Genomic DNA, 24,696 nt, shown 5'->3' with positions numbered 1-24,696 from the left:
CTTTGCTATATCAACAGATTCAGGTTGTCTTTAAAACTTCTTCCAACGGGAATAACAGCTTCATTGTTCAAAATAATTTCGTGCATATTGATCTTCTGAACAAATTGTCTCTGCACTGCAAAACTACGGTGAATCCTAACAAATGACTGAAAATCAACCTCTTTTAAAAGATTGCCGATACTTGATAAAACACAGTGTCTTTTCTGTGAAGTAATAATCAGAGAGTAATCTCCGAGGGCTTCGATGTAGAAAATGTCGTGAAGTTTCACTTTCGTTTGTTCATGACCTTCTTTAATATAAATCACATCGCTGCCTAAACTTGATTCAAACAAATTGGCTTTTAGTTTAATCTCCATAAATTCTTCAACCCGTTTGACGGCATTCTCGAAACGGTCAAATTTAATGGGTTTTACAATGAAGTCTAAAGTATCCAGCTCGAAACTTTCTACAGCAAATTCTGAATGGGAAGTAATGAAAATACATACCGGAACTTCCTGAGCACTTTTCCGAAGTTCGACACCTGATAAATCCGGAAGATCGATATCTAAAAACAATACATCAATTACATTTTCCCTGATTGCTTTTAATGCATGTTCAGCACAAGAATAAACTCCGATTACATTAAGAATAGGGAATTTTTTGGCGTAAGATAATACCGTCAACCGGTCAATCTCGCAATCATCGACAATGATGGAGTTGAGTTTCAAGATGATAGGTTTTAGTTTTGCTCAAAATTAGTAAAAAAGAATCAGAAAACCATCGACATCGATTTAAAATAATATTCCTCGATTTCCTGTTTTCAACTTTCCATTAAAAACTGAAAAATGATCGAATTAATAAAAAAAGAATCTTAGGACAAAGAACAATTACAAATTTTGGCTCTGCGTTACTCTCTTGGATTACTTCTTCCATATTCTCACAATCATCTGATCGCTTTTCGCAGTCTTTTAATTCTGAAACCGCACCGTTAAAGTGTTTTTACTGCACCTTAAATTTTCGTCAGCTTCGCGAATTTCAAAATGAGATTTTTTTCGCCTTCATGCTGGAATTTCACTTTTGCTTTGATATTTTGAGCATCAGTTCCATCCAGGAAAATCACTTCTCCTACACCAAAACGGTCGTGACGAACCCTGTCGCCCACTTCGATATCCTGGGAAGAATTCCCACTTGGGTTGATGATTCTTGCCGTCGCAACAGGTTTTAAATTTTGCGGCACCGGCAGCGGCTCATTTCTTTCAATTGTTTTCTTCGGTTCTTTCTTTTTAAAGAATCTCGGCTCTGCAGGTTCATCATCAAAAATATTCGATTTTAAACCGGAATTATTCATGAAACGGCTTTCGGTCGCAGGATTAACGAATTCCAGATACTGCTCATCAACTTCACTTAAAAATCTAGAAGGTTCTGCACTCGTAATTTTCCCCCATTGAAAACGGGAAACCGCGTAGGTAAAAAACACTTCCTTTTCAGCTCTGGTTAATGCGACATAAAATAACCGTCTTTCTTCCTCCAACTCCTCTCTGGTGGATGAACTCATAAAACTCGGGAAGAGATTTTCTTCTAATCCAACCACGTGAACCACCGGAAACTCCAAACCTTTTGAAAGGTGAATCGTCATTAGTGAAACCTGGTCGCCCTCTTCATTTTTGTCGGTTTGCGTATCTGCTGAAAGAGCGATATTTTCGAGGAAACTGGAAAGCGACGGATCACCATCTTCTATCTGTTGCTGCTCTTCGATAAAACCCTGCATCGAGTTCATCAGTTCCTGAATATTTTCTACCCGGGAAATTCCCTCGGGAGTTTGATCGTCTTTTAAAAACTTGATAAGGCCCGTTCTTTTCGCAACTTCCATAGCGACGTTGTATGCGTTTTCGGTTTTCAACATGACCTGAAATGCTTTAATCATCGACCAAAAATCAGAAAGCTTTGTTAAAATTCCATTATTTAATTTCAAGTTAGGCGCATAAAACCCCAGATTATCCAAAACCTGCGAGACCGAAATATTTTGAGAATCAGCAAAGACGATTAATTTGTTTTGCGTAGTTTCTCCAATTCCACGGACCGGATAATTGATAATTCTGGAAAGCGCTTCGGAATCATTTTCATTAATTAAAATCCGTAGATACGCTACTAAATCTTTCACTTCTTTTCTCTGGTAAAAGGACAATCCGCCGAAAACCTTATACGGAATATTCTTTCTTCTCAACGCATCTTCGAAGGCCCGCGTCTGAGAATTGGTGCGGTATAAAATCGCAAAATCAGTAAATTTTTTCTGTTCAGAATTATGCTGTTGCCAAATATTAGAAGCAACAAAATTGGCTTCATCCGCATCTGAAAGTGAACGGTACACTTTAATTTTTTCACCCTCTTCATTATCACTAAATACGTTTTTCTTAAACTGCTGCAGGTTTTTAGAAATCACCACATTTGCGGCATTGACGATATTTTGGGTGGAGCGGTAATTCTGTTCCAGCGAAACGGTCACCGCATCCGGATAATCTTTTTTAAAGTTTAAGATGTTGTAAATATTCGCCCCACGGAAAGAATAAATGGACTGTGCATCGTCTCCTACGACGCAAATATTTTCAAATTTAGAAGCTAAAGCTTTCACAATTAAATACTGTGAATGGTTGGTATCCTGGTACTCATCAACCAAAATGTAACGGAACCGGTCCTGATATTTCGCTAAAACTTCTGGAAATCTCGTTAACAATTCATTGGTTCTTAAGAGTAAATCATCGAAATCCATCGCCCCGTTTTTGAAACAAGCCTCGACATATTTCTGATAAATCACGCCGATACTTTTCATATTGGCTTTTTCGTCGGCTTCAATAAGCTCCGGGTTATTGAGATAGGCTTTTACGGTGATCAGATTATTTTTATAAGAAGAAATTCTCGCCTGAACTTTTTTAGGTTTGTATAAATCGGAATCGATTTTAAGGTCTTTCAACACTTTTCGAATGACATTCAAAGAATCCTGAGAATCATAGATGGTAAAGTTTGATGGATAACCAATATAATGGGCTTCTGACCTCAAAATCCGCGCAAAGACGGAGTGAAAAGTCCCCATCCAAAGGGATTTCGCTTCACTTTGACCGACTACTTTTGCGATCCTTTCCTTCATTTCTTTTGCCGCTTTATTGGTAAAAGTTAAGGACAAAATATTAAAAGGATCCACCAGATTGGTAATCAAATGAGCGATACGCATCGTAAGCACGCGCGTTTTACCGGATCCGGCTCCGGCGAGAACCATCAACGGTCCTTCCAGGGTAGTTACGGCTTCATATTGCGCTTCATTCAGTCCTTTTAAATACTCCATTTTCATAAAAAATTTGACAGACAAAGGTACGTATTTTATAGCCTTTTTAAAAGTCTGAAACCGAAATTTGAAATTGAGAAAAATAAAATTAAATTAAAAGCTGGTTTAAAAATGATTAAAATATTTAAAAACCATGGTGCCACAAAAGAATATAAAAGTAGAAACTCCAAAAGAACAAAAAAAGTAACTTTTTAGGCCATTTTTCTTTTTGATCTTTTCAAAAACTTAAAAAAGGATTTAGCTTTTGTGACTGTTGTGGTTTTAAAATAAATTTAAACTGGATCTAAGTAAGCGATCTTTTTACACAGCATACTGTTTCGCCTTGCTGTATTTGCGTCGGTAATTTCTTGAACAACAAAGTCATAAAAATCTTACCTTTAAATGTGTGAACCACAAAAATTTCATTGATCCCAATTGCTATGCAATTTCCAGACTTTTGAGTTTTCGAAAAAATCTACAACTATTCTTTATTAATGTTAAATAATTACAAAAAAAGCTTTATATTTGCACACTAAAATTCAGAATAAAAAATGAGCACTATATTTACATTATTCATGGTTCTTATCATGATTGCGAGTATCTTACTAATCATTATGGTTATGGCACAAAACCCTAAAGGTGGCGGTCTTTCGGGAACTTTCGGAGGAACATCTTCTGCCCAGTTTGGCGTTCAGCGAACCAATGACTTTATGGAAAAAGCAACCTGGACTTTAGGAGCAATTATTGTAGTCTTGATTTTGTTAAGTGTTATTTTAACTGCAAAACCAACTACCAGTTTCCAGCAGACCCCAGCGAAGAGAGAAGCTCCTGCGCCACAAACTGCTCCCGGAACAAACAGTTCTGCTACAATGCCAGTCCCGGCTCCTGCAGGAAAATAGAAAAGTAAAGTAATTTAAATACAACCAAGAGATTCATTAATTTGAATCTCTTTTTCTTTTATTTTTCTCTAAGGTATGTCTTAGTTTTAATCCCGCGTACAGAAAACCATATTGTATTGGTTTTTGTTTTTTATAATATTTATCAACAAAAATCTGCATCGCACCATAAAACCGCTCTAGATATTTCAGATCTTTTACCGTACTCTCACCTTTGTGATGCAGTATTGAAGATTTCCCGTAATACCAGTTTTTATAATTTTTCCGAAGTAAGGTAAAACACAGATCAATATCTTCGCCATACATGAAGTACTTTTCATCTAAGCCACCGATTTCTTCATAGGTCGATTTTTTTATCAAAAGGAACGCACCAGTTACCACATCCACTTCTGCAACTTCATATTCGCCAATATCATTTCTATAATAGGATTTTGACGTGTTTTTCTTAAAACTGGTGAACAGTTTCTCAAAAGAATTAAACATATCCGGAACTGACCGTTTGCTTTCCGGAAGAAAATTCCCTTCCGCATCATGCAAATGAACACCCAAACAACCAAAATTTTCTCTGGAATTCGCAAAGTCAATAATTTCTGTCATATCGTAATCTTCGAATTCGGTGTCGGGGTTGAGTAAGAGAATATAATTTCCAACTGCTTCTTTGACCGCTTTATTATTAGCAATTGCAAAACCTTCATTTGTTTCTGAAGCAATAAACTTGAACTTTGGAAATTCAGTTATTAAGTCTTGCCAAGAGGCATCAGAAGAATTATTATCGATGATAATAACTTCATAATTAACATTCTGAACAAAACAATCTATTGAGGAAAGGCATTTCCTTAATAATTCTGTAACATTATAATTAACGATAATAATAGATAAATTCATCTTCCCTTTAGCTTTAAATAAGCATTACGATTTATTCTAATCACGTATTTTAATTTATAAAACACAACATATAAAGCATATTCGGTACATCTTATCCGATTCTGCAACAACATTTCCTTCAAATTTTTTTGGAAACCCTTTTCCATTGCTTCGAGATTTGCGGATAAACCCGAGATGCCGAAAGATCTTTTTCCAGAACCAGCGAAAAGAAGTTCTTCATTTAAAATATACATTTTATTATTTTCGGAAATCCTTAACCAATAATTCAAATCCTCGGCGTATCGCTGATCAGCATCAAACAAACCGCTGTTCTGCAAAACCTTACGTTTAAAAATAACGGTAGAAGGCTGTGTTTCATTTCGCAACATTAATCTTCGAAAAGTAATTTCTGACAGATTATTTTCATCTACCTTATATGGATAAAGCAATTGATGGTTTATTCTTCTTGTTCCTAGAAAGTCGATATTAAAATCTTTATTTTCCAGAAATTCCATCTGCCTCTCTATCTTTTCCGGCAACCACTCATCATCGGAATCTAACAAAGCGATGTAATCACCTTTTGCGATTTTCATGGCTGTATTTCTGGCCTTAGACACACCGCCGTTTTCCTGGTTTATTAAAATAATATCCTGATCAGGATTTTTTCTCCGATAACTTTCAATGACATTTTTGCTGCCATCTGTAGCGCCGTCATTCACAACAATAATTTCAAAATCGCCTTTCCAAGTCTGATTTTTTATCGAAATAAAAGTTTTTTCAATGCTTTTTTCGCAATTATAAACAGGAATTATTACAGAAATCATGCGCTTTAAATTATTAAATTAAAAACATCAATGGCCAATATTAATCTTTTTCATTATAAGGCAATCTATTCTGAATCGATCTTCCCAAAGAAATTTCGTCGGCATATTCCAGTTCGTCACCTACCGAAATTCCCCGTGCAATGGTCGAAAAACGAACAGGTGAACTTTTGAATTTTTTATAAATATAATACGCGGTGGTATCGCCTTCCATGGTGGCACTTAAGGCGAAAATGAGTTCTTTAACGATTCCGTTTTCCAATTTTTTTTCGATAGACGAAATATTCAGCTTATTGGGACCGATTCCTTCCATCGGAGAAATTTTACCGCCAAGCACCAGATATTTCCCCCGGAATTTGCCGGTATTCTCAATCGCCATCACATCGCGGACATCTTCTACGACACACAATAATTCTTCTGTTCTTTTGGGATTATCACAAATCTCACAGATTTCCGCATCCGAAAAATTATGACAGTTTTTGCAGTATTTAATATCGGTGACTAATTTTTTCAAGGAATCCCCCAAAGCAATTGCCTGACTTTCGGGCTGTTTTAAAAGATGCAAGGCTAACCGTAAGGCTGACTTTTTGCCAATTCCCGGCAACCCGGAAATTTCATCCACGGCTTTTGCTAAAACTTTGCTCGGATAATCCATTTCACAAAAATAAAGTTTAATAAGAGAAGTTCCAAGTTTCGGAGATTTTATTATCTTTAAAAAAAATAATAAATGGTCCTTAAAAATCTGAATTATCCTCTTGATTTTAAATTTAAAATTACCACTTTGTCCAGTGATTTTAACATTACCGATAAAAATGGAAATTATGTAGCTTACGTTCGCCAGAAAATGTTCAAACTCAAAGAAGATATTCTTGTTTTCAATGACGAATCAAAATCTCAGGAACTGTTTAGAATTAAAGCCGACCGCTGGTTAGATTTTAATGCGAGTTATTCCATCAGCGATCTTTTGAATAATAAAAATTACGGCCGGCTCGCCAGAAAAGGAATGCGCTCTTTCTGGAAATCGCATTATGAACTTTTTGATGAAAATGACCAACTTAAATTCAGCGTTAGCGAAGACAATGCCTGGGTGAAAATTATGGACGGACTGGTAAGCGAAATCCCCATTATCGGCATGTTTACCGGATATTTCCTCAATCCATCCTACACGGTAAAAGATGCCGGCGGAACAGCATATTTCCGATTACAAAAAATGCCTTCTTTCATTGGAAGAAGGTTTCAGCTTGACCGTTTAAAAGACATCGATGACCAGGACGAATCGTTGGTCGTTTTGTCTTTTTTAATGATGGTTTTGCTGGAAAGATCCCGCGGATAAAATAAATAACTTTAATAAAAAAATAGACCGAATGAAAAAACTGATGATTATCGCTTCTTTAATAATGTTGTTTTCCTGCAAGAAAGAAGAAAAAATTTCAGAAAACAAAGTAACCACCGACTCTTTACAAATTGTAAATGATTCTGTAAACGTACCGGAAACTTTAAACCAGATCAACCTCGAAACATTTGATTTTCCCGCCGAAGTCAATGGTTGTTCCTGCTATTTTTCTAAAACAAAAGAAGACTTTCACGATCAAAAATACGTTTATATTGACGATTACGGCAACAGTGCGTTTTTGAAAATTGATGGAAAAAATGTAAAAATTAAAATGGAAGAAGGTGATTTTGATCCTGAAAACTTTAGCAAAACCATTAAGAATGATGAATTTTCGGTAACCATCAAAGGAAAAAAAATAAAAGGCCTGCAAGAAGTGATGATGTTCGAAGGAACAATGACCGTAGAAAATAAAAAAGGTGAGAAAACAGTCACGCCGATTTACGGAGAATGCGGCTGTTAAATAGTCTTAAAATTAAACTAATGCGCTTTTGAAAATTTCAGGAGCGTTTTTTTATTTGTAATTTTGAGCTAAATAAATTATAAAATGGAATTATCACAACTCGAACCGCAGATCATCTGGAAGAATTTTTCAGCATTGAATTCGGTTCCCCGTCCCTCGAAAAAAGAAGAAAAAGTAATCGCATTTATTAAAAACTTTGGTGAGCAGCTGAATTTAGAAACTACGGTTGATGAAGTTGGCAATGTGATCATTAAAAAACCTGCAACGGCGGGCATGGAAAACAGAAAATCAATTGTTTTGCAGTCTCACCTTGATATGGTTTGCCAGAAAAACAATGATATCGATTTTGATTTCGAAACAGAAGGAATCAAAATGGAAGTTGATGGTGATTGGGTAAAAGCAAAAGGAACAACCTTGGGAGCTGATAACGGATTGGGTGTTGCCTCCATCATGAGTATTTTAGAAAGCAACGACATTGCTCATCCTGCTTTGGAAGCGCTTTTCACCATTGATGAGGAAACGGGAATGACTGGCGCAATCGGATTAAAACCGGGACAGTTGGAAGGCCAGATTTTATTGAACCTGGATACCGAAGAAGATGACGAAATCGATATTGGCTGCGCTGGTGGCGTAGATGTCACCGCTTCGCAAACTTACGGTGTGGAAGATCCTAAAGGACAGATTGTAAAAATAGAAGTAAAAGGGCTACAGGGCGGCCATTCCGGGATGGATATCCACAAAGGTTTCGGCAATGCGAATGTCCTTTTGGGCAGGCTTTTATATACCGGACTTTACAACCAGAATATCCAGTTAATTTCTATCGACAGTGGTGGTTTGCGCAATGCAATCCCGAGAGAAGGAAACGTGGTTTTATCAGTGCGGAATTCCGTCGAATTTATGGAAGGTGCTGAAATTTTGAAAACTTCGATTCTGGAGGAATTCGCTTCTGTAGAAAAAGATCTGCACATCAATATCGAAAATTTCTCAACACCGGAAAAAGCAATTTCTGAAGAAGATTCGAAAAAAGTAATTCTGGCTTTAAAATCAGCTCACAACGGCGTTTACAGAATGTCACCCGATGTGAAAGATTTGGTAGAAACATCAAACAATATCGCCAGAGTACAACTGGAAAACGGAGCATTACAAATTTTAAATCTTTCCCGTTCTTCCGTTGAATCTGGAAAATTTGCCGTGGCTGAACAATTGAAATCTGTTTATGAATTAGCAGGAATGGACGTAGAATTCAGCGGTTCTTATCCTGGCTGGAAGCCAAAACCCGGTTCTGAAATCGTACAGATTATGGAGAAAATCTACGAAAAAGATTTCGGTGAAAAACCTCAGGTGGTGGCTTGCCACGCCGGTTTGGAATGCGGAATTATCGGTGCCAATTATCCCGATATGGAAATGGTAAGTTTCGGGCCGACAATCCGTGGCGCACACTCGCCGGATGAAAGAGCGAATATTCCTTCCGTTCAGAAATTCTGGGGATTCTTACAGGAAATTTTAGCGAATATTCCGGTGAAATAAAATTAAGATCATCAATAACTATAAAAACAAAATACGCCGCCGTGTTTTGTTTTTTTTTATCCTGTACCTCATAAAAGCGAAACCCAATATTACTTTCACACTGTGCCAAAAGTTCTTTTTATGGATGGAGAACTTTTAAATCAAACCTCAATGCTGAACGGAGATTAGAGAAATTAAAAAAAACCGCATCATGATTTTGATGCGGTCTTTCTGGGAACTTATTTTGCATTAGGGCAAATCACTTTCATCTGTGTACGTCTGTTGACTTGGTGCTCTGCTTCTGTACAAAGAACGCCCTTTGCACATTTATTGAGCAGTTGGGTGTCGCCATATCCTTTCGCAACCAATCTGGATCTGCTGATATCCCGTGAAATAATATATTCTACAGCGCTTTCAGCTCTTCGTTGAGAAAGTTTCAGATTATAAGCATCTGATCCCCTCGAATCGGTATATGCAGACAGTTCAACCTTCGCTTCGCTATTATCTTTCATAAACTGCACGAGTCTGTTGAGTTCGGGTTTGGCATCTTCCCGAATGAAGGATTTATCGAAATCGTAAAGAATATTTTTAAGAATAATAGAATCGTTACAGCCCGCTTTATCCATACAAACCTCCATCGGAATCGTCTGCGAATCGCTCAAGCTATAATCATTCGTATTTAATGTTACCGTTTGCGACATAAAGTTTGATTTTTTACCATAGACTGTGTAAGAAGTTTGCGGCATTGCAGTGAAACTAAATCCACCATTATGGTCGGTATTTACCGTTTCCACATATCCGGAACTGTTATTTTTCACCATTATTATTGCGTTAGCGATGGGCTCAGCTGTTTTACAGTCGGTCGCGTTACCGATTACCGCAAAACGATCATTGACCATCAAGATCTCTTTTGTAATACCACCAATGGTACAATTACCAAACTCAGAAACATCAATCATATTCCCGTTCAGATCTCTTCCCTGATAATTTCCGGTAATCATGTAATTTCCTTTTACAACCGAAGTAAAAGTGATTGAACCCAATTGATCAGTGACACCACTTTGTATGGTGTTTCCATGTTCATCCAGCAAAATGATGTCGGTTTTCGGAATTGCTTTCCGGGAATATTTATCTTTGGCCATTACCGTAACGACACATTCCAAGGATGCAGGTTCGGGCATAACCTGTTCTGTTTTTTTATTAAATTTGAATACCAGACCTGCGAAAATGCCAAACGACTGCAAAGATTCTTTCGTAGGTTGAACCCTTTGTACAAAGTTAGCAGGACTGATTGTAACAGGAGCTCCATCTGATGGGTTAATACCGTAGTAGGCATCAGTAACATTTAATGCTGTGTTTCTCAAATCAAATGTTTTAAAATGGTTCATATAATAACCACCGACGGTAAAACCTATATTATTGCTAAAGAATATATTAAACTGCAAAGAAGCTTTCCCCGCAAAAACATTTTTCTCATCGAATCCACCATGGTAATTAAGCAGGATCCCATCAGGATTTGCAGGCGAGTTGTCAAATCCTCTTAATCTCGTTTCCCCGCCTTTTATAGAAGACAATCCCGCTCTTACCTTGAGTTCGAAATCAGACCCTGGACTGATCAGAAATCGAAAATCGGGACCTATCCCGTAAAACAAACGGGTAATTCTATGTTCATCCAGAATTACCGAACTGATCGGTTGTTGGGAAGCGGTAATTAAATTTACTGTTGGAAATGTATTTTTCGGTTTGTTTTGAATATAATCAAAATCTCCACCGATACCGAACCAGTTCCAGTAATAATCTAAAGAAGCACCTGCTTCAAATCCGCCTTTATGATCTATAAACGGAGTATCATGTTTAAAAGTAGGGAAATCGTAACCCCCTCTCACCGAAATCCTTACCCCAGAATTATCTGCGGGGGAAGAATTAGGTATTGGACTTCCTGTTTGAGCTGATATTTGTCTACAAATTCCGATTAAAAATAAGAGACTGGCTAATTTTAAATGTTTCATTTTGTACTAATTAACGGTTATTTATTAATTGAAGACAAAGTAGAAATGCATCTTGATTGAAAATTGTATCATCAAATTCAGCAGATGCTTTGCTACTTTATTTTACAGAAAGTAGAGATCGGCTTATTTCAAAGTTGCCTATTTGATAAGGTAAATTTTCAAATAATTTTTCAAACCTGAAACAGCAAATAGATGAACGACTTTTTAAATCGACCAACAGCAACATTATCAAAAAACACCAAAAAAGTTTAAGAAAAATTTAGAGATATTAACGAAAAAACCTTATCAATGATTCCAGGATTTGCCAATAAACTTCTTCCAGCTGCGAAAAGGAATTCATTGAACGGAATCAAAAAACTCAGTGCTTAATTCAATTAACAACAAAGTAAAAGTGAATAGAAAGTGACCGGATACTTGTAATTAAAGTAAAAAAAACATCGTAATTTTAAGGATTAAAATAATGTGCACAGAATGAAAGAACCGATACTCAACTGAGTAAAATTTAATTCATCAAAAATTAAATAGTAAAAAAACATGGCTGCAATAAACAATTATGATGAACTTTTCCAGATTTTAAAAGAACGTTTTGGGTCAAATCTGAACCGGCATCAGGATTTGAAATGGGAAGATATCCAGGATAAACTTTCCAAAAACCCAAAGAAATGCGAATCTTTACTCCAGATGGAAAACAGCGGTGGCGAGCCGGACGCAGTGGGCGTTGACCCGAAATCCGGAGAATATCTTTTTTATGACTGTGCCGCCGAAAGTCCGAAAGGCCGCAGAAGCTTCTGTTACGACAAAGCAGCACTCGATAAAAGGAAGGAAAACAAACCAAAAAACAATGCGGTTGATGGCGCAGAATCGATGGGCATTGAAATCCTGAATGAAGAAGAATACCGGGAATTACAAAAACTCGGAACGTTTGATACCAAAACTTCGAGTTGGCTGAAAACCCCGGAAAAAATCAGGAAGTTGGGCGGTGCTCTGTTTGGGGATTTTCGGTATGACACCATTTTTATTTATCATAACGGCGCTGAATCTTATTATGCTGCCAGAGGATTTCGCGGAGTTTTAAGGGTTTAAGTATCTCTTTCATTTAAAATACAAAAAGGCTGGAAGAAAATTCTCCCGGCCTTGCTGTTTGCTATTTGCCAATCAGGAAATCCCTGAATTAATCGACGATAATTTTAGCAGACTGTGTTTTTGTAGTCACAAAATAGACTCCTTTTGGAAGTTTTTTAAGATTCACTTTTTCTTTGTCATTAACATTATTGATGGTTTGTAACAACTGTCCATTCAAACTATAAACCTTTACGGTTTCATTTTTATCGATTCCGCTGATGAAAAACTCATTGTTTTTTACAGGGTTTGGATAAATGGTAATCTTTTGGTTTTTGGCCGAAACATCATCAGTCGCCATCGAAGAATAACAAGTCCAGGAAAGATTATCAAACGAAACTCTGTTACTTGTCGCTTCGTCAATCAATTCAATAACAACATTTCCTTCAACATTGATATTCTCAATTGTTTGGGTCTTTGCTGTTTTAGAATAAGGAATCTGACCTTTTACCACGCCATTAATTTTAAGAATATAATTTCCTGCCGAATCAGCAAACGGCAGATAGGTTTTCACTTTCAGTGTTCCGATACCGCCTGAGATCACAGAAGATTTCAAAACTCCTTTTTTAACACAAATTGCTTTGTTACCCGCCCCGTCGATATAGATCTGGGTGTCGGTTCTTGCGTTGGTGGCTGTCCAGACGATACCGTTTCCAGACCACGTTCTGTCGCCGTATGAAGAAGCCGGAGGAGTACCTCCTGTAGACGGAATATTTTCAAAATCTTCAGTACCACAAGATGTACCGGTTCCCGGGCTGGTACCTGCCTCGGTAGTTCCCTGAACAGTGTCACTATTTGCAGATTTGTTACCGGAAGTATCTTTTGCAACAACATAGAAAGAATAAGTGGTTGCAGAGTTTAATCCTGTAACTGTCGCATTATTAGAAGATACGCTTGTTTTGTAAATATTATCCACAAACAGATCATATCCTGCTACCGCAATATTGTCGGTAGAAGCCGTCCAGGTTAAAGCAACACTTGAAGAAGTTACTCCTGAAACCGAAAGATTCACTGGAGTTGACGGTGCTTCGGTATCTCCTGAAGTCCCGCCACCATTGAAAGTATCCGGCCAGGTATTCTTTGCAGCGGGACCACCCCAGATTACCGTTGCCAAATAAGGATTATCGATAAATGGATTTCTGTTTTTCTGCGTGTTTGCCACCACATTCTGTCTTTGCATTTCAAAAGCTGAAACCGGATCTTCGACATTCCATTTCAATAAAATATCCGGGAAGTCTGCCGAGTATGTACTTGGATTCATGGTAATTCCCAAAGGCAGACATCTTGTATTGTATCTTACATACATATACATCAGGATTCTTGCGACATCCCCTTTCCATTCGTCCCCGGGATACCAGCCACCACGTGATGTGGTTCCGGCCAACGGACCTACTCCATCATCAAAGGATAAATGTCCTCTGCTGCTGTTCAAAGAAATATCGGCAGGGCGAAGGTGGTGACCATCCGCTCCCGGACCGGAAGTTCCCAGATTTGGTGTTCCCTGTGATTTTGCATAAACGTGTTCCCGGTTCCATGACCCACCAATAGGGCGGCTTCTCTGATGGGTTCCTGAGCTCTGAGAACCATAAATCAAAAGCAAATTAGCCGGATTTTCAGGATCCACATCACTGGTTTTCATCAGGGTTTGCAACTCACTGTAAGAAATGGTTTTGGTGTGAGTAGCTGTAATTAATGTGGCAAGTTCTGCCTTCAGTTCATTTTTGGTTTTATTGAAGTTAACGCCGGAATAATACGCAGGTGCGGATTGGGCGTACACGAAAAACGAAATGATACTTGCTAAAAAAGATAGTTTTAGTTTCATGTTATAATTAATTAATTGTATTTGCTATGATTGTATTCCGGTAAAAAACAGAGACCGGATTTTCTCTAATAGTGATTAAAGCTGGCTTGTCAAATTCTAAAAAAACGGTATCATCAAAAATATACAGTTTCGCCGGTATTTTCTCTTCAACAGCTGAAGCCAGTACTTCTACTGCAATTCCGTTCTCCCGTTCTTTCGGAGTAAATGATATTTGCCGGTTCCAGTGAAAAAAGGTTTCCGGGAACGACAGGACATTTGCCCAAAGTCCGGGATGGTTTTCGCCAGCGCCTACAAAAAGACGGTTCTCATCTTTATCGATGGCAATCACATAAAGCGGCTTTTTTTTTCCACCTACGTTGATTCCTTTTCGCTGACCTGTTTTAAAATGATCAACTCCAGCATGTTCTCCCACCAGAAACCCATCAAATAAAGAATACCTGTTCTTCTGAGATTCCCAGAGAAGCGATTCTTTTTTCGACAAAAACGCAGGAATCTCTCTTTTGTAAAGAGGAGAATTCTCCGGGATTTCAACAATTTGTCCTTTGATGGTCATTATAAAAATATTTAATATCCCTTATCAAAAAAAAGCACTAGTTACTTTCTATTAGGGCGGGCTAAATTATATATTATATTTTAAATTTGAGGTAATAAATATCATTTTTTTAACAATACCATAACAATGCAGCATCGCAGGGAAATTATCAGCAATATTTGGTGAAAGAAATCATCTTTAACTTAAATTCATTTAATTATTTCGTACCTTGATTGGCTCTTTGACTTTTTTATGGAAATAAAAAACTACTTTAAAATCTTCAATCCGCTGTTTATTTTGTTGTGAACCGGCAATTTTTTCTGCCGGAAAAAATCCTTTTTATCTCAAACAACCACCGATCCATTTTTTTTAACTTGTTAGATTTAAATAAACATATTGTTAGGTTAATCTAATTTTGTATTTTAGCCTTTCTAATCAGAAGTAGAAGTTTTAAAAAAACAGGATGGAACCAGGTAAAAATTTAGGTATATTACAAAAAGATCAAATCGCCGAAATCATCGGTCTCTCAACGAACTGCAGCCGTGAAGTCAGACAGCGGCTGCAAGATCTGGGCTTCGTTCGTGGTTCAGAAATTACCGTTCAGAATATCAGTCCGCTCGGAAACCCTATTGCCTACAGCATTCACGACACCTTAATTTCCCTGCGAAATGAAGATGCACAAAACGTTTTAATCGAAGTAAAAGAGACCATATGAAAACAGCATGTGATACCTGCGAATTAAATCCATCTGCAGAACTCAGGAAAATGGGTATTTCCGCGGGAAATTCAGATTATACGGTTGCACTGGCTGGCAACCCCAATACAGGAAAAAGCACTGTTTTTAATGCATTAACCGGTCTAAAACAACATACTGGAAACTGGCCCGGCAAAACGGTAGTGCGCGCTGAAGGGAGTTTTTCTTATCAGGACCGTCACTATAAAATCGTCGATTTACCAGGGACCTATTCCCTTTTATCGACTTCAGAAGATGAAGAGGTTGCCAGAGATTTTGTTTTATTCGGGCAGCCCGATGTTACCGTTGTGGTCGTCGATGCAAGCCGTTTGCGAAGAAATCTAAGTCTGGTTTTGCAGATTTTACAGATTACCGATAAAGTGGTGCTTTGTCTCAATTTAATGGACGAAGCGCGCCGCCACCAAATTTCAATTGATGTAAGAACATTATCTAAAGATTTAGGAATTCCCGTGGTGGCAACCAGTGCGCGTTCCAAGGAAGGAATTCCTGAACTTTTAGCAGCGATTAAACAGGTTGCCAACGGAACTTTTATAACGGCCAAACACCATTCATTTCAATTATCTGCTCAAAGTGGAAAAGCCGTTTCTGAAATCGAAAGTCTGTTAGCTCAGTTAGATTCTAATTTACCAAATGCCCACTGGCTCGCCATCCGATTACTGGAAGATGATGAAAGTATTATTACCGGATTAAAAGAAGGACGGCTTTCTGCTGAAATATCCGGGCAGAATTTGAATCCTGTTTTAGAAACCGCTGAAAATTTACGGACTGAACTGGGCGATGAGTATCGAAATGACCTGGTAGAAAGTATTTATGCACAATCAGCGCAGTTGGTTAAGGATTCTGTTTCCTCCGATCAGTCCAGAAGTTCATTTCGGGTTGACAGAGCCATTGATCATATTGTGACGCATCGGATCTGGGGCTTTCCTATTATGTTTTTGCTGTTAGGCGTTATCCTCTGGATTACCATTGTGGGTTCCAATTATCCTTCCCAAATGTTGGCGTCTTTATTATTAGATACCATTCATCCGTTTTTGAAAAACGGTGCGACCAACCTGAACTTTCCGTGGTGGCTCAATGGTTTTCTGGTGGATGGCGTTTATCTCGGTACGGCTTGGGTCGTGGCCGTCATGTTGCCGCCAATGGCTATTTTCTTTCCTTTATTCACTTTGCTGGAAGACTTTGGTTATTTACCGAGGGTCGCCTTTAATCTGGATCGTATTTTTAAAAAATCCGGAGCTCATGGCAAACAGGCTTTAACGATGAGTATGGGTTTTGGCTGTAATGCTGCCGGCGTTGTCGCAACCAGAATCATCAACAGTCCGAGAGAAAAGCTGATTGCAATTATTACCAATAATTTTTCACTTTGTAACGGAAGATGGCCTACTCAGATTATTATTGCAACCCTATTTTTAGGCGTTTTGGTTCCCAGTCAATGGGCAGGCACCGTTTCGATGTTGGCGGTTATAGGAATTGCAGTTTTGGGAATTGCCTTTACCTTTTTTACGTCCTGGCTTTTATCAAAAACATTATTAAAAGGAGAATCGTCATTCTTTACTTTAGAACTTCCACCTTACCGACCTCCGAATGTTTTACAAACCGTTTACACTTCTTTAATTGACAGAACCTTAATTGTATTATGGAGAGCCGTTGTATTTGCGGCCCCGGCCGGAGCGGCAATTTGGCTCATCTCCAATATAACGGTCGGCGATCAAAGTATTGCACTGTGGATGATTACCGGATTAGACCCTTTCGGAATGTTTCTCGGTTTAAACGGCGTGATCCTGCTGGCTTATATCGTAGCGATCCCTGCCAACGAAATTGTAATTCCAACAATATTAATGCTTACTACTTTAACTATTGGAAACACTGCTCTGGGCGCCGGAGCAGGCGTGATGTTTGAAGGAAGTGATTCAGAAATCGCCCATTTATTGCACGCCGGAGGATGGACGACGCTTACGGCAGTAAACCTGATGCTTTTCAGTTTGCTTCACAATCCGTGCAGCACGACTATTTATACGATTTACAAAGAAACCAGCAGCCGAAAATGGACTTTCGTCGCCACCATTCTGCCCGTTATTTATGGATTAACTGTTTGTTTTGTGGTCACGAGAATCTGGCATTTTTTAGCGTAGAATCATTCCAACTGCTTCATTCCGAAGGTCTTCAATTTTCCTGTTCGTTTTCTACCATTTAAGGTCTGATAATGAAAAGATGAACTCATTCCGTTTTTCCTCACTAAAATTTACTGTAAATTGCAGTGAAATAAAGACCTCTATTATGAAAACAAATAAAATCGGACTTCTACTTTTACTGAGTTTCGTGCTCACTTCCTGCGTGGTTTCTACTGCTGCAAAGATTGTTACTACGACTGCTAAAATCGGGTATTCCGCTGTGAAAGGAACTGTAAAAGGCATAAGCTGGGCCGTTCAAAAAGCAGAGGGAAAAATAGATGAAGACCGTTTAAACGGAACCTGGAAAGTGGTAGGTGTTTACAACGGAACCTACGAGCAGTTTGCGCAGGACAGTGATCCGACAAATAATTTTAAAAGCGAATGTACAGAAGGTTTTGAGGTCATCGAATTCAAGTCTAATAAAGAGAAATTTCAACCGGTCCATTGCCAGACCGAAAAAGAAGACTGGGTGAAATACAAATTTAAGTTTGGCAAAAATCCTCAGACGAAAAACAAAGAAAATTATTTAAAATACAATTCGGGCAATTATATTTCTATCATTAATGTTACCAGTAAAACGATGGTTTTAGAAGGGAATCTAATGCAGCGTTATGCATTTACCGGCGGCAAACTTTTTCTGTTCGAAAAGGTGAGATAGTGTTAGAGTCTTTCAATTTTTTATTTTAAACCACATTAGTCGCATCAGTTTTTTTCTTCTTTAAGTAAAAATTATGTTGCCGAAAAGACCACCTTAGATTGAATATAAAGATTTTTTAAGTACTTTTAAGTATTAAAAATTGTATTTTTTGATATGGCTATATAGCTTTAATAATAGTTTCCGCTGATTTGGCAGCTTAAAACAAAATAAAGTAAACACATTTTAAATCTGTGAGAGATATTTTTTTTCAGTTCAAAAAGACACGGGTTATCATATTGTCTCTTATTATGTTTAAAATAATTTTAAGCCGGTGATTATTACTTTCGGCTGTACAGTACGTTATTTATTTTACCGTCAGGTGATATCAGGTTTTATGCTTATCCATGGTAGTTTAAGGCATTAAAAGAGCAGACTTGTCTTACTCTGCGAAATGCAATATTTATCATTTATGTTGCATTGTGTTAATTTATTTTGTACCTTATCCGATAATCTAAAAATTAAAAAAATATATGGCGGATTCTTTCTCCAAAAAAGAAAACTTTAAGAAAAAACTTCAGAAGCAAAAAGAAAAAGCAATGCGCCGTGAGGAGCGCAAAGAAAGCAATGACAAAGGAAAAGGCTTAGACGACATGATTATGTACGTTGATGTCAACGGGCAATTTACAACCACCCCTCCTGACAGAAGTAACGATAACAAAATTGATGTAAGCAACATTCAGTTGGGTGCAGCGCCCATTGAAGCTGAAAACCCAATTAAATCAGGGATCGTTACCTTTCTAAGTGAAAAAGGGTACGGTTTTATTACCGAAGACAAAAACAAAGAAAACATTTTCTTCCACAGCAACAATTGCGAAGAAATGGTAAAGAAAGGCAACAAGGTCTCCTTTGAAATAGAAAGATCTCCGAAAGGACTTTCTGCGATAGATATCAAAGTAATCAAGTAAATCTATAAAAAAAGCTTCTTTCGAAGCTTTTTTTTGTTCTGCTTTTTAACTTCTTCCCAATTTTCCGCCGGATAAAACGGAACTTTAGTTTTTAGCTGTAATGAGATTATTGCAGTTTAATCATTTGTTCCAAAAGAGGTGGAAGCCCGGTTTCAGGATTTATCTGATCGTTGTTCCAAAAACTCATCACAGCACTCACATTTTTATTTCTTGCCGTTTTCAGCAACATAATAAACCGTCAGAGATTTCCCGCCCGACATTCCGGCCAAAACAGAAGTGACTCCTGTAAAATCATAAATCACTTTTTTTACTTTTGTTGAGACTCAGAATTATTACCCTTTTGGAAATCAATGAAGACCGTCATAACAATGCTTCTTTATGGTAACTTAACAGATCCCGGTTCAGGGTTAGTATGATATTATTGGTGAAAAAAACATTGCTGATGCTATTTGAGACCGGCTGCTTCACCAATCTCACCGCCTCGAACTGAAGGGAGAATCGATGCGCAAAAAAGAGGAATAAACAGAGCCGAAAATTAATTATATATGAATACAAATTAGCACATGAAAAACAGTCGTTTTTACCCAAAAAAAGAGGTGGACAATTTAAACCGAATTTACATGGCCACTTTAAACCGAATCTAGGTAGTCAATTACCACCGAACTTTCCACTAGCTTTACTAAAACATAGCTATTAAATCTTAATCTTGTTTTGAAAGCTTTTGACCAATCTTCTTAATTTCTTGTTTTAATTCTAAAAACAAACCACGAACATTTTGCCCTGAAAACTCTTCAGCATCAAACTCTTCAGTATTGATACTACATGCAAATTCCCAAATTTCTTTAATTTCAATGAGGGGTATTTTTAGAGGTTCATAAAAGCTATTATCCGACTTTACACAGATGAAATTGCCTTCATGAAATTGAAATCTTTTATAAATAATTCCATCATTTATCGTGATAAAAACATAGGTTTTATCGGTTTTTAGGTCAGTTAAATTTTCAACGTATTTTCCGACAATATAAGTTCCGTCTTTATAGGGCGGCATTGAATCGCCACTTGCCGGGAAGGCACGGTATTTTCCGTTTCTAAGAAATGGTAAAGAAATGGTTTGCAAACTTTCGATATAATCAGGATCGCTGTAACCATTCAGGTAACCCATCGAAGCTTTTTGCGGAATAATTTCAATTTGATTATTCCCTGAAGTATCCACCGTTATCGGAACTAAAATACGATTATCAGGAAGATTGAGCATTTCTTCTAAAAGATATTTTCTAAGATCTACGCCAACTAAAAGATCAATACTAATACTGAAATACTTTGAAATTCTCATTAAAATTTCTATCGGTGGTTCCGAGCTTCCATCCTCGTATTTTGCATAACGACCTCGTGTAATAAAAAGTATGTCTGCAATTTTTTGTTGGGAGAATTTTTGCTTCGTTCTCAAAAAGCGCATGTTATCTGATAAAATTGACATTGGTATAATTTATAGCAACAAATATAATTAAATTTGATACAAATAGTGATAGTTTTGTAAAATGAATCGTGCAATTGTACACATGGATTTGGATACCTTTTTTGTTTCCTGTGAAAGACTTAAAAATACTGAATTGGAGAAACTACCTGTGATTATCGGAGGTGGAGACCGTGGTTTGGTAGCATCCTGCTCTTATGAAGCGAGATATTTTGGCGTTCGAAGTGCGATGTCCATTAAAATGGCATTAAGGTTATGTCCCGAAGCAAAAGTCATCAAAGGTGATATGGAATATTATTCCAATATATCTCATTTGGTCACTGAGGTTATTCGAGACCAAGCAGTGCCGAATTGCCCATACCTCAGCGGATCACACATTGCTCAGGTATGTTTTAGAACTCTTCAAAAAAGTATATCCCAGACGTATGAGAATTCGATTGATTGGGGTAAAGTTCACCGGTTTGGTAGAAGGCTGTCATCAGATGAATCTTTTTGAAGACACAGAAGAATTGATCTCCTGTATCAAACGATGGATAAAATTAAAAATAGATTTGGTACCGCCAGTGTAGGAAGAGCATCAGGTTTAATAAAATAGTTAATTATGTTTTTGAATTGTCATTCCTATCACAGTCTTCGGTACGGAACTATTTCTGTTGAGGATTTGGTTCAGCAGGCTCTTGATTATCGTATCAAAACCCTGGCCTTGACGGATATTAATGCGGTTACGGGGATCTATGATTTTTATAAATTATGTACTGTCAACAACATTAAGCCCATCGTAGGTGCTGAAATACGGGTTGAAAATGAATTGTATTATCTCTGTTTGGCAAAGAATCAACAAGGGATTGGGGAAATCAACCGACTTTTAACTGCATACAATTGTGATGGAGTTTTAATTCCTAAAGCGAATCCCGAGTTTGAAAACACTTTTGTTATTTATCCTTTACAGAATATTCCCGAAAGATTATTGGATCATGAATTTATAGGAATCAGACAGGATGAACTAAACCTTTTGATGCAATCTGAACTGAAAAACTTGGTTCACAAGATGGTTATTCTGCATCCAGTTACCTTCAAAACTGATGAAGAATATGAATTGCATAAAATATTGAGAGCGATCGATCATAATACGCTAATCACGAAACTTTCAGAGGGTGATTATTGTAAAGACACCGAAACATTTGTGAACAAGAAACAGCTTTTAGAAAAATATAAATATTATCCGCAAATCATTGAGAATACCAAATTCGTGGTCAATGAATGCTGCTTTGATTTTGATTTTTCAATTCCTAAAAACAAGAAGCATTTCACAGGAAGCAAGGAAAATGATTCTAAACTTTTGCGGCAGCTAGCTTATGAAGGTCTGAGCAAAAGATATTCAGCAGATCATTCTCAAGCGCAAGCAAGAGTAGAAAAAGAATTGGCGGTGATTGAGCAGCTTAACTTCTGTGCCTATTTTCTGATTACTTGGGATATTATCCAGTACAGCAACAGCATGGGATTTATGCACGTGGGAAGAGGAAGCGGTGCAAACTCCATTGTAAGTTACTGCATCGGAATTACAGATATCTGTCCCTTGGAATTGGATTTATATTTTGAAAGGTTCTTAAATCTTAACCGAAAAACGCCGCCTGATTTTGACGTCGATTGGAGTTGGCAAAACAGAGATACTATTTTGGAATATATCTTCCATAAATATGGGAAGGATCATGTAGCATTCTGCGGAACGAATGTGGAGTTTAAATACAAATCTATTTTCAGAGAGGTAGGTAAAGCTTTTGGACTACCAAAAGAAGAATTGGATATACTGACCCGAAAACCTATGGATCAACATGATGATAATTCGGTATTCAGATTAGTTCACCAATATGGGAAACTGTTAGAAAAATATCCGAACCAAAGAAGCATGCATTCTTGTGGAATCTTAATCTCCGAAGAACCAATCACCAATTATTCAGCCTTGGAAATGCCACCTAAAGGTTTTCCGATTGTACAGTTCGACATGCACACGGCTGAGAAAATCGGTTTGGAAAAATTCGATATTCTATCCCAAAGAGGATTGGGAACCATCAAAGACACCGTAGAATTGATCAAAGAAAAGAGAGGAATTATCATTGATATTAAAGACACCACCATTTCAAAAGATGAAACAAAATGCAATGAATTTTTGAGCATCGGAAAAACCATTGGCTGCTTTTATATTGAAAGTCCTGCGATGCGTGGATTATTAAGAAGATTAAAATGCGATAATTATAAAGTTTTAGTAGCTGCATCTTCTATTATACGACCTGGTGTTGCACAGAGCGGAATGATGAAGGAATATATTTTCCGGCATAATAATCCCAGAAAGTTCGAATACATTCATGATATATTTAAAAAGGAACTCGGGGAAACCTATGGAATTATGGTCTATCAGGAAGATGTGATTAAAATAGCTCTGCATTTTGGCGGTCTATCTGCTCCCGATGGTGATGTTTTGAGAAGAGCGATGAGCGGTAAAGGCAGGTCTTTATCGGCATTACAAAAAGTGAAAGATCATTTTTTTGAATCCTGTAAAGAACTCGGACATCCCGAACAATTATCAAAAGAGGTTTACAGACAGATTGAATCTTTTGCCGGATACTCATTTTGTAAAGCCCACTCTGCTTCTTATGCCGTGGAAAGTTATCAGAGTTTGTATTTGAAGGTGTACTACCCTATTGAATTTATGGTGTGTGCCATTAATAATGGTGGCGGATTTTACCGAACCGAAGTGTATGTTCACGAAGCGAAAATGTCCGGTGCAACCATTCATAATCCGTGTGTGAACTTCAGTGAATTCAGGACCACTGTCTATGGAACTGATGTTTATTTAGGATTAATGCACATAGAAAAATTAGAAAAAAAGTTAGCGGAATTGATTCCTGAAGAAAGAAAGGAAAATGGCCATTATACTTCTTTAGAGAATTTTACAAAAAGGATTCCAATGGGTATCGAAACCTTACAGGTTCTGATTTTCGTCGGCGCATTCAGATTCACAGGAAAACAAAAATACGAATTATTGATCGAAGCCAGATTTATTTTAGGAAAGCATAAAGTGGTTTTCAAACATCCAACATTACTGGACGAACCTCAGAAAAACTATCAACTTCCGAAAATAAAAAGAAACCCATTTGAAGATGCATTTGATGAAATTGAGACCTTAGGATTTCCCGTTTCATTCAATCCTTTTGACCTCTTACAAACCCGATACAGAGGAAGAGTCATGGCTAAAGATTTAATTACATATCATAAGCGACAAGTGAAAATGCTGGCTTATCTGATTTCAAGAAAACATGTTCCCACCAAACGAGGAACCATGTTTTTCGGAACCTGGATCGATGCCGAGGGTGAATATTTTGACACGGCTCATTTTCCCAATGTTCTGGAACAATATCCTTTTCAAGGTGGCGGCTGTTATTTATTGTTGGGTACGGTAGAAGTAGATTTTCATTTTCCGACAATAACGATTCATAAGATGGCAAAAATGCCTTTTATACCTGACCCACGATATTCGATGGACCAAGAAAAATCTTTAGAAACCGCAAGAAACCTACATGAAGACGTGAGTATGACGCATAGAAAACCTTATCCCCAAGAGCATGAAATTGGATTGCCAAGAAATAAGTTTTCTTCATAAAATTAATGAAAATGTGGCTCCGTGGGTTAAATTTTATTTTTCAGAGAAAACTCTATGGCTTCTCTGTTTATTTCTTCTTTCGATTTATTTGCATTCTGACGCAGAAACTCATCTATTTTCTTCCTATCAAAAAAAGAATTTTCTATTAGGTTTTGAAAAGGGAATTAAATTCTCATGTATGAGTTTATAGATATAGGATTTTAAAAATCCTAACATTAAGAATAGCTTTGAGAGCGAAAATATGCTTTTCACTTCGGTTAAGTTTGTGCAGAATAACCTCATTCTTTTCCATTTGTTTCGTTTAATTAATTTAAACAAAA

Annotated in this window: 21 protein-coding genes and 1 pseudogene; 13 read left to right on the top strand and 9 right to left on the bottom strand. The window is 37.3% G+C overall.

Annotated features, from left to right (window positions below; translation table 11 throughout):
* Nucleotides 1-5: 5 nt before the first annotated feature.
* Both NBC122_RS10010 and NBC122_RS10005 read right to left on the bottom strand, forming a co-directional pair.
* Complete coding sequence (locus NBC122_RS10010) at nt 6-707, bottom strand: LytR/AlgR family response regulator transcription factor (RefSeq protein ID WP_246012336.1); 702 nt, start codon at nt 705-707, stop codon at nt 6-8.
* A 281-nt stretch (nt 708-988) separates the two neighbouring features.
* Nucleotides 989-3,316: an ATP-dependent helicase gene (locus NBC122_RS10005; RefSeq protein WP_133440233.1), complete on the bottom strand. Its 2,328-nt coding sequence runs from the start codon at nt 3,314-3,316 to the stop codon at nt 989-991.
* A gap of 530 nt (nt 3,317-3,846) precedes the next feature.
* On the opposite strand from NBC122_RS10005, the gene secG reads away from it, so the two are divergent.
* The gene (gene secG / locus NBC122_RS10000) at nt 3,847-4,194 is read left to right on the top strand and encodes a preprotein translocase subunit SecG (protein WP_133440232.1); all 348 of its coding nucleotides are present in this window, start codon (nt 3,847-3,849) and stop codon (nt 4,192-4,194) included.
* A 36-nt stretch (nt 4,195-4,230) separates the two neighbouring features.
* On the opposite strand, the gene NBC122_RS09995 is transcribed toward secG, so the two are convergent.
* Genes NBC122_RS09995 through recR form a run of 3 tightly spaced genes read right to left on the bottom strand, consistent with a single transcriptional unit; the run spans nt 4,231 to nt 6,531 of the window.
* Nucleotides 4,231-5,076 (bottom strand): glycosyltransferase family 2 protein, encoded by an 846-nt coding sequence (locus tag NBC122_RS09995; protein ID WP_133440231.1) that lies wholly within the window; start codon nt 5,074-5,076, stop codon nt 4,231-4,233.
* A complete protein-coding gene (locus NBC122_RS09990) occupies nt 5,073-5,879 on the bottom strand; it encodes a glycosyltransferase family 2 protein (protein WP_133440230.1) in 807 nt (268 codons plus the stop codon). Before NBC122_RS09990 ends, NBC122_RS09995 begins: the two co-directional genes overlap by 4 nt.
* Nucleotides 5,880-5,919: 40 nt before the next feature.
* A complete protein-coding gene (recR, locus tag NBC122_RS09985; protein ID WP_133440229.1) occupies nt 5,920-6,531 on the bottom strand; it encodes a recombination mediator RecR in 612 nt (203 codons plus the stop codon).
* 72 nt (nt 6,532-6,603) lie between these two features.
* Here recR and NBC122_RS09980 point away from each other — a divergent pair, with 72 nt between their 5' ends.
* The 3 genes from NBC122_RS09980 to NBC122_RS09970 all read left to right on the top strand — a co-directional run bounded on the left by NBC122_RS09980 (nt 6,604) and on the right by NBC122_RS09970 (nt 9,256).
* The gene (locus NBC122_RS09980; protein WP_133440228.1) at nt 6,604-7,209 is read left to right on the top strand and encodes an LURP-one-related/scramblase family protein; all 606 of its coding nucleotides are present in this window, start codon (nt 6,604-6,606) and stop codon (nt 7,207-7,209) included.
* Between the two features lie 31 nt (nt 7,210-7,240).
* Nucleotides 7,241-7,729 carry a hypothetical protein gene (locus NBC122_RS09975; protein WP_133440227.1) on the top strand — a complete coding sequence of 163 codons (489 nt, stop codon included), beginning with the start codon at nt 7,241-7,243 and terminating at the stop codon, nt 7,727-7,729.
* A gap of 84 nt (nt 7,730-7,813) precedes the next feature.
* Nucleotides 7,814-9,256 carry an aminoacyl-histidine dipeptidase gene (locus tag NBC122_RS09970; RefSeq protein WP_133440226.1) on the top strand — a complete coding sequence of 481 codons (1,443 nt, stop codon included), beginning with the start codon at nt 7,814-7,816 and terminating at the stop codon, nt 9,254-9,256.
* A 218-nt stretch (nt 9,257-9,474) separates the two neighbouring features.
* On the opposite strand, the gene NBC122_RS14505 is transcribed toward NBC122_RS09970, so the two are convergent.
* Nucleotides 9,475-11,244, bottom strand: coding sequence for an OmpA family protein (locus NBC122_RS14505; RefSeq protein ID WP_133440225.1), 1,770 nt, complete (start codon nt 11,242-11,244; stop codon nt 9,475-9,477).
* A 534-nt stretch (nt 11,245-11,778) separates the two neighbouring features.
* On the opposite strand from NBC122_RS14505, the gene NBC122_RS09960 reads away from it, so the two are divergent.
* Nucleotides 11,779-12,327 carry a DUF4256 domain-containing protein gene (locus tag NBC122_RS09960; protein WP_133440224.1) on the top strand — a complete coding sequence of 183 codons (549 nt, stop codon included), beginning with the start codon at nt 11,779-11,781 and terminating at the stop codon, nt 12,325-12,327.
* 88 nt (nt 12,328-12,415) lie between these two features.
* On the opposite strand, the gene NBC122_RS09955 is transcribed toward NBC122_RS09960, so the two are convergent.
* Together NBC122_RS09955 and NBC122_RS09950 are read right to left on the bottom strand one after the other, a co-directional pair.
* Nucleotides 12,416-14,185, bottom strand: coding sequence for an endonuclease (locus tag NBC122_RS09955; RefSeq protein WP_133440223.1), 1,770 nt, complete (start codon nt 14,183-14,185; stop codon nt 12,416-12,418).
* Between the two features lie 7 nt (nt 14,186-14,192).
* Nucleotides 14,193-14,738 (bottom strand): tRNA methyl transferase PRC-barrel domain-containing protein, encoded by a 546-nt coding sequence (locus NBC122_RS09950; RefSeq protein WP_133440222.1) that lies wholly within the window; start codon nt 14,736-14,738, stop codon nt 14,193-14,195.
* Between the two features lie 442 nt (nt 14,739-15,180).
* On the opposite strand from NBC122_RS09950, the gene NBC122_RS09945 reads away from it, so the two are divergent.
* The 5 genes from NBC122_RS09945 to NBC122_RS14740 all read left to right on the top strand — a co-directional run bounded on the left by NBC122_RS09945 (nt 15,181) and on the right by NBC122_RS14740 (nt 19,766).
* The gene (locus NBC122_RS09945; protein WP_133440221.1) at nt 15,181-15,432 is read left to right on the top strand and encodes a FeoA family protein; all 252 of its coding nucleotides are present in this window, start codon (nt 15,181-15,183) and stop codon (nt 15,430-15,432) included.
* Entirely contained in the window at nt 15,429-17,603 is a 2,175-nt protein-coding gene (feoB, locus tag NBC122_RS09940; protein ID WP_133440220.1) for a ferrous iron transport protein B, read from the top strand. Before NBC122_RS09945 ends, feoB begins: the two co-directional genes overlap by 4 nt.
* Before the next feature lie 145 nt (nt 17,604-17,748).
* A complete protein-coding gene (locus NBC122_RS09935; protein WP_133440219.1) occupies nt 17,749-18,300 on the top strand; it encodes a hypothetical protein in 552 nt (183 codons plus the stop codon).
* 509 nt (nt 18,301-18,809) lie between these two features.
* On the top strand, nt 18,810-19,244 hold the full coding sequence (locus NBC122_RS09930) for a cold-shock protein (protein ID WP_133440218.1): 435 nt from the start codon (nt 18,810-18,812) through the stop codon (nt 19,242-19,244).
* Nucleotides 19,245-19,703: 459 nt separating this feature from the next.
* Nucleotides 19,704-19,766 carry a hypothetical protein gene (locus NBC122_RS14740; RefSeq protein ID WP_394345897.1) on the top strand — a complete coding sequence of 21 codons (63 nt, stop codon included), beginning with the start codon at nt 19,704-19,706 and terminating at the stop codon, nt 19,764-19,766.
* Nucleotides 19,767-19,944: 178 nt separating this feature from the next.
* Here NBC122_RS14740 and NBC122_RS09925 read toward each other — a convergent pair whose 3' ends face one another.
* On the bottom strand, nt 19,945-20,721 hold the full coding sequence (locus tag NBC122_RS09925; RefSeq protein ID WP_133440217.1) for an XRE family transcriptional regulator: 777 nt from the start codon (nt 20,719-20,721) through the stop codon (nt 19,945-19,947).
* Between the two features lie 61 nt (nt 20,722-20,782).
* Here NBC122_RS09925 and NBC122_RS14765 point away from each other — a divergent pair.
* The 3 genes and pseudogenes from NBC122_RS14765 to NBC122_RS09915 form a co-directional block, all read left to right on the top strand.
* Nucleotides 20,783-21,007, top strand: a pseudogene (locus NBC122_RS14765) (Y-family DNA polymerase); the annotation flags it as partial.
* Nucleotides 21,000-21,287 (top strand): DinB/UmuC family translesion DNA polymerase, encoded by a 288-nt coding sequence (locus NBC122_RS14760; protein WP_449384927.1) that lies wholly within the window; start codon nt 21,000-21,002, stop codon nt 21,285-21,287. The pseudogene NBC122_RS14765 and the gene NBC122_RS14760, both read left to right, overlap by 8 nt.
* Nucleotides 21,288-21,319: 32 nt before the next feature.
* Complete coding sequence (locus tag NBC122_RS09915) at nt 21,320-24,376, top strand: DNA polymerase III subunit alpha (protein WP_133440216.1); 3,057 nt, start codon at nt 21,320-21,322, stop codon at nt 24,374-24,376.
* Nucleotides 24,377-24,696 lie beyond the last annotated feature (320 nt).

Source organism: Chryseobacterium salivictor (assembly GCF_004359195.1).
Classification (GTDB): Bacteria; Bacteroidota; Bacteroidia; order Flavobacteriales; family Weeksellaceae; genus Kaistella; species Kaistella salivictor.
This window is presented reverse-complemented; position numbering and strand designations above follow the sequence as displayed.